Source organism: Brevundimonas sp., assembly GCF_036399195.1.
GTDB lineage: Bacteria > Pseudomonadota > Alphaproteobacteria > Caulobacterales > Caulobacteraceae > Brevundimonas.
Window position 1 is genome coordinate 1 of record NZ_DASWNO010000014.1, and the last position, 11082, is coordinate 11082.

Below are 11082 nucleotides of genomic sequence, written 5' to 3' on the forward strand. Positions count from 1 at the left end.
GCCTCGCGCCGGATCGACCTCCGGCGCGCTTCACGCGCGTCGTGGAAACGGACAGGTGGCGGAGTGGTCGATCGCGCACGCTTGGAAAGCGTGTGTACGTGAAAGCGTACCGAGGGTTCGAATCCCTCTCTGTCCGCCACGACCTGTCTGGAACAAAGCGCGAGGGGCCCTCACACCCCTATGGTCACGATGCACGCGGTCGAACAGTCCTCCATGAGATGCGCATAGCCGGCATTCCCGTAAAGCTCCGCGGGTAGGATCCGGACCTCAGGGCCAAACAGTTCTTCTGGCGCGTCGTGCAGTGGAGTGTAGGCTGCTGGCACGCCTCCTGAACCGGTGGCGACGGTTTTCAGGGGAAGCCATTGACCGAAGCAGAGGCGCGACGCCTGCTGTTGGTGCGAGCGGTAGAGCGGGAAGACTCCGACTTCGCCATCTTCACATCCGAAGATCGCCAGCAGGCGACGGCAGCGGGCTTGGCCGGCTCCGGCCTGGACGGATCACACAACCGAAAAGACAGCGACGAACGCTTTCTGGTCGCCCGTTCGGACTTTGCGTTCGCCCGTCTCGCGACGAGGGCGCCGGCGATCGCGCAGATCGAAGGCCGGATGCGCTGGCCCGCCTGGATCGGCTGGGCCCTTCCCTGCCTAGCGCTCGTCCTTGGCGTAGCCACGAACGAGATCGGCGACGCCGATCGACTGAACATCATCGCATTCCCACTGCTGTCGATGATTGCCTGGAATGTCGCGGTCTACCTGGCGTTGCTGGTCGAGCAGCTTCGCCGTCTGAGACGTGGCGGGGCTCGGGGCGACCGGCAAGGCGCTCTTGCAACGTTGATGCGGTGGTTCGTCGGGAGAGCTCAGCCGGCGCGAGGGGATCGCGGCGTCACCGGCCGGGCTATCCGCCAGTTCGTTGCGGATTGGCTCGTCGCCTCTTCCGCGCTGAACCAATCGCGGTTCCGTCGAACATTGCACCTCTCAGCGGCCGCATTGGCCGCCGGGGTTCTAGTTGGCATGTACGGAAGAGCGCTTGGGGTCGAGTACCGCGCGGGATGGGAGAGCACCTTCATCGATGCAGAGACGCTGAGCCGCTTCGTCCATCTCATTCTTGGTCCGGCGAGCGCCCTGACAGGGGTCCCGCTGCCCAGCGTCGATCAGCTTGAGGCGATCCGGTGGGATCGACCGCGGAATGGCGAGAACGCCGGGCCGTGGATCCATCTGTTCGCGACCACAGCCGCTCTCTTCATCATCGCGCCGCGACTGCTGCTCGCAGCGTGTGAGGCTTCGCAGGCCTGGTGGCTTACGCGCAGGCTGCCCGTTCCAGGCGCTGAAGACTTCTATGTGCGCCGTCTGCTCAGAGACGCGAAAGACGTTGGCTCTTTGGTGCGTGTCGTCCCCTACAGCTTCCACCTGCCGTCCAGCACCGAGCAGCGACTACAGACCCTGCTCAAAGCCCTTCTCGGCGATCGCGCTCACGTGGCTATGGACGCCCCGGTCACATTCGGCGCTGACGAGGCCTGGCTGAGCGCATTGAGCCTCGATCCCGAAACCGACCACCTCTTGGTGCTGTTCAACCTGTCAGCCACGCCCGAAGCCGAAACCCACGGCGACTTCATCGCGCAGCTCAAGGCCCGCATAGTGACAGAACGCGCCGGCTTGCCCTTGACCGTGATCGTTGATGAGTCGGCCTATCGCCAGCGGCTCAACGGTCAGATCGGTTCTGATCAGCGCCTTCAAGCACGCAGAGCGGCATGGCGCGCCGTCATCTCACGCGTCGGCGTGGTTGAGCTGTCCGCGGACCTCAGTCGTGATGACGAGAGCGCGCTGCTGGCAAAACTCGAAAGCGTCATGATGAAGGACCCGACACTGACCAACCGCGGTCGCGCCCAATGACGTCCCCCGTCGCAGACCACACGCAAGACGCCGACGGTCGGTCGGCGACGGGTCAGACCATCAATCTCAGTCTGATCTCACACACAAATGCAGGCAAAACGACGCTGGTGCGCACGCTGCTCGGTCGCGACGTCGGCGAAGTGCGCGATGCTGCTCATGTGACTGAAGTGGCCTCTGCATACGTCATGCTGCAGCACGCAGGCGACACGCTCATGCTTTGGGATACGCCCGGGTTTGGCGACACTGCGCGCTTGCTTCGTCGATTGAAGCTCTCGAACAACCCGCTGGGGTGGCTGCTGACCCAGGTCTGGGACCGTTATCGGGAGCGCCCGCTGTGGTCGAGCCAACAGGCCGTGCGCAATGCACGAGACCACGCTGATGTAGTTCTCTACCTCGTCAATGCCTCTGAAGACCCCGCCGACGCAGGCTACATGCAGCCCGAGCTGGAAATACTCACGTGGATCGGCAAGCCGGTGCTCTTGCTGCTGAACCAGATGGGGCCGCCGCGCGAAAGCGCCAAGCTCGAGGAGGATCTTTGGAGCAGCCATCTGCGAGATTACGCGGTGGTCCAAGGGGCGCTGACGCTTGACGCATTCGCACGCTGTTGGGTGCAAGAAGGCGCATTGTTGGGAGCAGTCACGACGCTGCTGCCTCAGTCCAAGCAACAGGCAAGCGCCGGGCTGCAGCGCATCTGGGAAGCCAAGAACCTGGATCGGTTCGATGCCTGCATGGCTATCCTCGCCGATGAACTCAGCGCCGTAGCCACCGACTTAGAAACGCTCGGCTCGCAGAACTGGCGAGAAAAGGTCGCCGATGTCGTGCGCGATCTACAAAAGGAGGAACGTCCGGAAGGGCGCAAGGCCATGGCGGCCCTCGCCAGGCGACTGGACGCCCGCATTCGAGCTTCGACCGAGAAGCTCATCCAGAGCCACGGGCTTTCGGGCCAGGCGGTTGGGGAGGTCATCACGCGCGCACAAGGCGACTACGCCACCACGGCGCCTATCGAGACCGGTGTCGCGGCGGTGTTTGGCGGTCTGGTGTCGGGTGCAGCGGGAGGATTGGCGGCGGACGTCGCTGCGGGCGGGCTAACGCTTGGCGGCGGGATGATTATCGGCGGTCTGCTCGGCGCTCTGACCGCTGGGGGAGCGGCGCGCGGCTACAACTATGTCAAGGGCGACAAGGACCCTTCTCTCCGCTGGTCCAACACAGTCTTCCAGTCGTCGGTTGGCAACGCACTGCTGCGATACCTGGCGGTCGCTCACTATGGCCGGGGGCGCGGCGACTATGAGGAAGGCGAACACCCATCCTTCTGGCGCAGCGCGGTCGACGCGCGGACTGAGCAGCATTCGGCAGAGTTGTCGGCAATCTGGGAACAGGGCAAAGCCTGCGACGCGCAGGCGCTCGCAGACCGTCTGAAACCGCTGCTGACGCGCATCACCGTCGATCTTCTCGTCCAGTTCTACCCGGACGCCGGCAAGTTGCTCAGAGACGGCGCGAGTCGAGTCTAGGAACGCCGCAGAGGGGTCATGCTACGGATGACAACCTGCCCAGGCATGACGACGTACCCTCCCTTGGCCGCTTCATCCGACTCGCTGCCCATCTCCTCTCAAAGCGCATAAGCGCAAGTCATCGAAATCTGCGCTACGCCGGTCCAGGCAGCCGTCACCTATGGCGGCCACAACAGGCGGAAAGCGGATGCCGGGCAGCTCGTCGACCGCTGCGACCGGTGGGGCTCGGAGGCAAAAGGCGAAGTCCCCATCATACGGGGTAGGCCTCCAGAGCTCAGTCGGGCTGTGGGCATCGGAGTAGTGTGCGTAGGCGTGAACGTGTCTTCGCCGGACGAGCCTCCCAGGGACGCTGCCCGCAACAGCGGCGGTCGCGTTGTTCACCAAGGAAAGGCGCATGCGCGACGCGCCCGATCGCCGGCCGAGCGTCTTCAAATGAGACAGAAGCGTCACTGCAGCGGAGCGGCCGTCCGGTCCGATCCAGGCAATGTCGATCACATCCAGTATAGGCGCGTCGCGCTCAGTTAGTTTTCCGGTTTGGCCGAGAGCGATGGCCGATAACCGACCGCTCTCCTTCCACCCGAACAGAACCGGAGCGACGGTTTGGTCAGGGTCTGAGAAGCGCCTTTGCAGCGCTGCCGCGGAGCGGTCCGCCACGACTGTTTGGGAGCGACACAGCTCTTCGTGGAACAGCTCGATCGAATCGGCTTCGAGCCAGGGATCAAGTGCAACGAGAGGCTCCATCCTTGAAGGAACAGACGGCCGGGTCGAGGCGCAAAACAGTTCGCGCGGTGGCCTCCGGTCTCGGAACTGCAGTCGCGCGACGCGTTCTGACAGGATGGTCATCGGCGCGAGCGGCCAGACGATCTTGGCATTAGCCCATGCCTCCGGGAACGGACTGAAGCCCTCCCGCTCATAGATTGCCGCTGATCTGTCGTTCCCGTTGAAGATCGAGGTGGCGAACACGCCGGGCTGGCTGCGGAAGGCGTCCAGCAAGGCCTTTGACCCTCCCTTGGCTCTCGGCAGCACGATCAGAGAATAGCCCGTGGCCGCCTGAAAGCGGGCGTTAGCAAGCGTGTAGTTCTGCCTGATGTTGCCGAGGTAGCCGCACACACCCTGTTCGTCTTCCAGGACCCAGCCGGGGTATCCTTGACCAAAACTGTGAAGCCACTGCCAGCCGCGCTCCGAGCGTTGAGGAAACCACGCCCACCGATGGAGATCATTGAGCGAGGTCCAGTCGCCAGCCACGACCTGTCGCAGGACGGGCGACGTCATGAGGCCAACGATCGGATCACCTGCAGTGCGATCTTCCGCAGCTTCGGATCCGATAACCTGCGCCAGCTGAAGATCAAATCCTCGAGGTCCCTGTCCGCCGCATCAGCGATAGCGGTGGGGGGGTCCCGGCGCAGGACGATCGCACGATCGTCGGCGTATCTGAGAGCGTTGCCTGACTGGCGGTTCATGGGGTGACTGACTTGATCTGGGACGCAGGTTACTGGCTCGCCCGGTCGCTGCATTAACGGGGCCACGGGATGGCCTGCTCTGGTCGTAGTAAGCAAGTTTCCGCTTGGGCAGGGGTCGTGCAGGCCGCGGAAGGGCCAGTTGGAGGGCGTTCGTGGACTTGAACCACGGACCTGCGGCTTAAGTGACCGCCGCTCTGCGCTACTGAGCTAAACGCCCGTCTCAACTTGGCACTGGACCACGAGGGTCCGACTAGAGCGGTGCAATCGCGATGCCACCACGTCACCTGCTGCATGGCAGACATTTCGCTAACCCGCCCTGCGGAAAGCAAAAGCTTATGACCAGCCTTGGCGAGACGATCGCAGCCCTGAGCCGCAAGCAGAAAGGCTCTCAGGATAACCGGCTCCAGACCATCAAAGCCGGCACCGTTACCGACTTCACCAGCAGACATGCTGCAACGGGTCGGGAGCGGACTGTCGCCCCTAGTCGCCGACGCGGACCTCGATCAGACGGCCCTCGTAGTCTTCGTTGGCCGCAGGATCGGAGCCCAGTGCCTCAGCCATGAAGGCTTCGCCCTCGGCAACCTGCCCAGTGCTCTTGAGCGTTTCGCCAAGCCCGTATCTTGCCTTCTGGTTAGACGGATCCAGTTGCGTCGCTGTGCGATAGGCCGCGACGGCCTCGCTTCCGCGGTTCGTGACGTACAGGAGATAGCCCCGCCTGATGTGGAGTTCGGCGTCGTCCGCGTTCTGTTTGAGGGCCTCGTCGCAGAGGTTCAGCGCCGCATCGCGGCTGTAGCGGGCGAGGGTCCGGGAGAGGCAGGCCTCGGTCGGGTCTTTCAGGTCGATGCGGGTCAGTTCGGCGAAGCGCGCACGATCAGCCGCGGCGCCCTCGCTGTCGCCTCGCGCAGCACGAAGCTGGGCGCGGTCGATCAGGAGGGCGGGGAAGTCCGTCTCGACCGACAGGACGTCGGTCAGCAGCGCTTCGGCTTTGGCGGGGTCGGTCCCCCTCAGGGTGGAGGCCAACTGCTGCGCCATACTGACGAGGATCTGGGCCTTGGCGTCGGGGTGGCCGATGGATTGCGCCATAAGAGCCACAGGCTCATAGGCCTCCCGGGCCCGGCCCATCCGGAGCAGCTGGGTCGCGAGGGCCGTCCTGACCCCGTTGTCCTGCGGCTGGATGGCGGCGATACGCTCAAGGTCAGCGAGGGCGCGGGCGGACTGGCCCATCCGCTCGTAGGCCGCCGCGCGGCGGTAAAAAGCGTGAGTATTCTCAGGCCATGAGCGAATAGCGCCAGTGAAGGCCAGAACGGCCTCTAGATCATCTTCCTCGATCTCGGCCAGGCGTCCTCTGGCGTGGAACAGGATCGCGTCGTCCGGATTGGCGGCGGAGCCTGCGGCGATATCGGCTCGCGCCTTTTCCAGATCGTTGAGCGCCAGGTAGGCGAGTGCGCGGTTGGCCAAGGCGTTGGCGTGCGGTGCAGGGAAGCCCGCGACGGCGATGTCGAACTGTCCGATCGCCCCGGCGTAGTCGCCCTCATTCTGAAGCGCGTAGCCGCGCCGCAGGGCGGCCTGCGGATCTCCTCCGGCTTGCGCCGTCAGGGTCTGTCGGTCGGCCGCGGTCAAAGCGTAATCCCGCCTCACCTGCATGGTGGCCTTCAGGTCCTTGAACCTGTCCAGGCCCGCCTGCTCCACTCGGATCTCGGCCGCGGTGGCATAGGGGCGCAAGGCGATCGAGCCGCGGTCGGTCTCAAGACGGGCGCCGTCACGTCGGACGGTCCGGAAATAGCGGGTCGCGCCGGCCTCGACCTCATACGGCTCAGCCGAAATGGTGACCACATCATCTCCTTCGGGCAGGATGACCGTGGTGCGGAACGAGGACGAGCTGGGGAAGAGCTTGCCGTAATCGGCGTCCTTAAACCTGTCGTCGCCGTGCGGCTGGAAGCCCGCCCAAGTGACGTGCGCCAAGGGGATGGCGACGGGCCCGGAACTCCAGTCGAAGACGATCCGGGCCGTCGCGCCGGCGACGAATTCGTGGGTGTCCTCCCGGTACTCCCAGTGACTCTTCAGATCCGAGATCTGGCCGTAATCCTTCAGGAACTCGGTCCACCGCCCGTCGTAGAGCCGAGTCAGCTCGGCAGCGGGCACGCTCGCCGCGCCGGCCTGCATCTCGGTGGCGCGGTCACCCCGGTCGATATCGATCAACGTCAGCCGCGCCGGGCTGTAGATGCCGTCGGACAGATCGATCTCGATATGCATCGTGCCGGTCGGTTGGGGCGGGAGCCGGAGCGGAATCTGCTCCAGGACAGCCCGCTCCACCACCGGCAGGACGTATTCGTGGACCAGGGGCTTGTCTGGCGTCAGGCTGCGATCGCCGATCCGCGCCCCGTCCATCAGATAGGTCTCACCGTCGATGCGCGCCTTCACGATCACATGGTCGAAGGCGCCGACCATCGGCAGATATTTGTCGAGCGGCAGATTCTCCGAAGACACCAGCACGGGAACAGCGTCGATTCCCAGTTCCCTCAGCAGGGCGACCAGAAGCACGGTCTTGCCCTTGCAGTCGCCTTGACGGCTCGCCCAGACTTCGCCGGCCGGGATCGGCAGCCAGCCGCCCTCGCCGAGCGAGAGGGCCATATAGCGCACCTCATCCTGCACCAGTCGCAGCGCCGCCAGGGCGCGCGCTTCCGAACCGGTGTGCTCGGACCTGATCCGCGACACGTGCGCCGCAAGATCGGGGGCGTCTGGCAGGGCGCTGGCCTGATCGTAAGCCGGGCGGACCTGCTCCGCGATCGTACCCCATTGCGGGACGCTGCTGAGCTGCCAAGCGTAATCCGGGCGGGATCGGGAGGCGATGGTGTCCGGATAGCTCACGCCTTCGGCGTCGGTTATTCGATTGACGAGGACCCTGAACCCAGCCTCCTCAGTGATGGGAGGAACGGCGGCATGGCGGCCGGCGCGGGTCTGCACCCTCATCGACGTCGGCCAGCTGATGCTCGTCGCACCCAGATCCATGGAAAGCGGCGAGTAGGAGTAGGCGAGCGCTTCGAGCGGGTTGTTGAAAACGTCGAACTGCGTGCGGACGGAATAGGCGAAGTCGATGGTGTCGCCGACCCGGATGTCCGGATTCACCAGAACCCCAGTCAGAACGCCGTTGATCTGCAGGGACTGCTCCAGTCCCGCCTCGCGGCGCAGGATTGTGAAGTCCGCCTTGCCGAGAATATCCGAGGTTTCGCCTGCGCGGATGATGCGGGCGTGATGGACAGTAGGCGTCTGCAGGGCCGGGTTCCATTCGAGTCCCAGTTGCGAAGCCTGCTGGAGACCCAAGGGGGACAGCACCCGAAACCGGACGCGCACATAGGTTTCGGTATGGGTCCCGAATGCGCGCGCATGTCTTTCGACCACCTCATACCGGACGTGTTGGGATGGGTTGTCGGGCATGTTGGACAGGTGAGGCGCAATGACCGGGATCCAGCCGGGCGCAGGGCCGCGCAAGATCGTTTCGCCCGCCAAGGCGGACGTGCTCAACAGCCAAGCCGACACGGCCAGCATCAGCTTGTTTCTCAACGTGTAGTTCCCGCCTGTATCCCCGACGATTTGGGTATCAGACGAGCAAGGCCGCGAACAGGCATTTCTATCGTCGCAACACAGCTTGAGGTCGTCTTTGCCGGCCGCTGCGGCACGGGTGTGCCTCATTGGCTGATACGCCGAAAGCGGACCTTTGGATCCGATCACCGCCGGGACCTTGCCGGCCGGCTCGGCAGAGCGCCCTTCAGGTCTTCGGCGTTAGCAGCGGCGAGGCGCCACCCTTGGATTGCCGCGGCGCCTCGCGGTTCAGCCTATGGCGCCGTAAGTGCGCGTAAGCCACGACCGCCACTGCTCTTCCAGTTCGGCCGCCGTGGCGCCCAGCCCCAGCTGCGGGCCGCTCGAAGATAGCCACTGCTCCATTGTCTCCCCCCGAGCCAGGGCGGCGGCAATGCGGCCGTAGACACCAGGGTCGCGGGTGCGGTCGAACAGGAAGTCGGCCAAGACCCGGGCCTGGCTGTAGAACATGCTGGCCGCGTCCCGTTCGGCGTCGCTGTTGAACGCCGCCGAGCTAGCGACCGAGATGGAAAAGGTTTGCCCGGGCGCCGGCGACGATACCTCTCCGGAGGGCTCTGACCTCTGAATGATGGCGCCGGGTGGCAGATCCTCCGCTCGAACTATGATCCCGCCCTGACGCCTCAACCCGGGCGGCGGAGCACCGGCTGCCGGCGTCCCTGCGCTGGTGCGAATATCGCGCCCTGCCAGAGGATGAGCGTCGACGAAGTAATCTGGCAAAGGTTTGGGACGGGTCCCGCCGCTGCGCGACCACTGTTGACGGAAGCTGTCACGGCGTTCGGCCGCCATGACCTCGTCCTCCATCAGGACGGCCGAGGATTCGTCGAACCAATCGGCGGCTGGCCCCCCGTAGTGTCCGCCCGCGCGGCCGGCGCGGTCCGGCCAAAACGCCGCGACCGTCCACATATGGCCCAGCTCATGAGCTGCGGCGGAATCCTGATCCTTGCTCGCCATGATGGGAGGCGCCGTTTCGAGAATGCGATCGACCTCAGACGCGAGCGCGTCACCGGTCAGGCCTTCCCTTCGTGCGCGCGCCTCCGCCCCGCGGCGTGCCGCGGCAGTGGCCAATCGACCGCGTTGTTCAGCCGTGAACCATGGAAGAACGTGCTGCGCTCCGACGGCCTTGAGCTCAGCCTGAAGGCGGGCGTCAGCGCCCGTCACGCCGCCCTCGGAAACGGGATTGACCCTGTCTCCGACCAGCACCGCATAGGGCGTGGGCTCGCGCCCGAAATGGGTTCGAAACCGCCCTTCTCCCTCCCTCATCACCCGTCCGAAGTGATCCGTCATCGCCTGATCATCGCCGAGCACGACGCCGTATTGGTTCTGCGAACAGATGAAATCCCTCAGGGCCAAGCTCTGGCAGTTGGGGACAGACTGCACCTGCAGGGCGGCGGCGATGGCGAGAATCGACAGCATCTGGAAGCTCCTGTTGCAGAGGCCAGTTTTGTCGGCACGGGTGTCAGACGTGTTTCAGTTTTCTGACCCATGTTGCAGTTCAGAAATGCTGCGGCGCGACGTCCCCGAAGCGAGGGCGAACTCGTTTCCGGCCCCGAGGCGAACCAAGGCGCATAAGATCAGGAAGGTGACAGAGCGCTGCAGGATGGCTGCCAACGGCGAACCGGGCCGTCGGTAATGCGCCAGACGCGAACATTGTGGCGATTCCGAACAAGGGCCGTTTGGAACGGCGCAGACCACGGCACGCTGGTTTCGGCCGCGGACCCGGCTCGTTGAACAGCGAGACGGGCCGCTATCACATAGGCTCGGGCTGGCTGAAGCGAATGGTGAAGGTGCTTCGGGACTCTAGGGGTTGGCCGGCGACCGTGCTCGGTCGAAACCGGTAGCTCGCTTCAGCAGCGAGGGCTTCTTCGCCGAATCCATACCCGCCGGCTGACTCTGAGACGAGACGACAGTCGCGCGCACGACCGCGCGTGGTGACGATGCACTCGATTACCGCCGAGCCCGTCTTCATCGCGCCGCGAGCCTTCACTGGGAAGCGCACGCTCGGAGGCGCTGCCCACTGTGGCGGCGTAGGCGATCCACCTGCCGCGCGCAGGCCCGCGGGATCTGCGAGAGCCGGCCGCTGTCGCGGCGGCGCGCCTGCGTCCACGACCTCCTGCGCGATGAGCCGCCAAGGACGCCGCGTTTCCAGTTCGGAGCGAGCGATCAGAGCGTCGACCGCCGTCTGGCTACCCTCGATGAGCAGACGGCGATCCGCGAGCTCTGCTGCGCACTGCGTGTCAGTCAGTTGAGGGGAAGGGCCTGCCGCGGCATTGCCGTAAGCCTGCAAGAACGCGACATCAGCAAGACTGGGGTAGCGACCGTCAGGACCACCGCTCACGGTTGACTGGATACCGGCTTCGAGAGCTTGGCGTGTTTGGACAGGCAGCCGGTCGGCGCATCGGCCCGCCGCAGAACCGAGCGCCATTAGCAGAGACACCGCTTCGGTCTGCTCAGCCGTCAGCTGAATGCGCTCCAGGACGGTGTAATCCACCACAGTTTGCTCGCTGGGCTCCTGTAGCCCGACGAGACCGAAAACAAGCGCCGCAATGATCATCAACTTACTCCGGAGCCGGCAGACAGGAAGGCCATCTTCAAGCTTAACGCTTCCGTCGAGAGTTCCAATGCGAACTC

The 11082-nt window shown here is 64.7% G+C and carries 6 protein-coding genes and 2 tRNA genes; 3 read left to right on the forward strand and 5 right to left on the reverse strand.

Translation table 11 applies throughout. From position 1 onward, the window contains the following. The first annotated feature begins 49 nt into the window (after positions 1–49). From VGB60_RS00880 to VGB60_RS00890, 3 genes are all read left to right on the forward strand, one after another. A tRNA-Ser gene (locus VGB60_RS00880) sits at positions 50–139 on the forward strand. A 223-nt stretch (positions 140–362) separates the two neighbouring features. Beyond that, entirely contained in the window at positions 363–1889 is a 1527-nt protein-coding gene (locus tag VGB60_RS00885; RefSeq protein WP_331036406.1) for a DUF2868 domain-containing protein, read from the forward strand. After that, the gene (locus VGB60_RS00890; protein ID WP_331036407.1) at positions 1886–3397 is read left to right on the forward strand and encodes a DUF3482 domain-containing protein; all 1512 of its coding nucleotides are present in this window, start codon (positions 1886–1888) and stop codon (positions 3395–3397) included. Before VGB60_RS00885 ends, VGB60_RS00890 begins: the two co-directional genes overlap by 4 nt. A 72-nt stretch (positions 3398–3469) precedes the next feature. Here the strand turns inward: VGB60_RS00890 and VGB60_RS00895 are convergent, their stop codons facing one another. From VGB60_RS00895 to VGB60_RS00915, 5 genes are all read right to left on the reverse strand, one after another. Then, positions 3470–4669 (reverse strand): hypothetical protein, encoded by a 1200-nt coding sequence (locus tag VGB60_RS00895; RefSeq protein ID WP_331036408.1) that lies wholly within the window; start codon positions 4667–4669, stop codon positions 3470–3472. 328 nt (positions 4670–4997) lie between these two features. After that, positions 4998–5074 (reverse strand) — tRNA-Lys (locus tag VGB60_RS00900). Positions 5075–5337: 263 nt separating this feature from the next. Then, positions 5338–8418, reverse strand: coding sequence for a DUF3857 domain-containing protein (locus VGB60_RS00905; RefSeq protein WP_331036409.1), 3081 nt, complete (start codon positions 8416–8418; stop codon positions 5338–5340). Between the two features lie 267 nt (positions 8419–8685). Next, a complete protein-coding gene (locus VGB60_RS00910) occupies positions 8686–9804 on the reverse strand; it encodes a hypothetical protein (protein ID WP_331036410.1) in 1119 nt (372 codons plus the stop codon). 397 nt (positions 9805–10201) lie between these two features. Continuing rightward, a partial coding sequence (locus VGB60_RS00915; protein WP_331036411.1) for a TonB family protein occupies positions 10202–11082 on the reverse strand: 881 nt, incomplete at its 5' end.

Bases quoted from the DNA above. Each gene is read 5' to 3' on its own strand.
- VGB60_RS00890 (WP_331036407.1), top strand. From the start codon at position 1,886: ATGACGTCCCCCGTCGCAGACCACACGCAAGACGCCGACGGTCGGTCG.
- VGB60_RS00895 (WP_331036408.1), bottom strand. From the start codon at position 4,669: ATGACGTCGCCCGTCCTGCGACAGGTCGTGGCTGGCGACTGGACCTCG.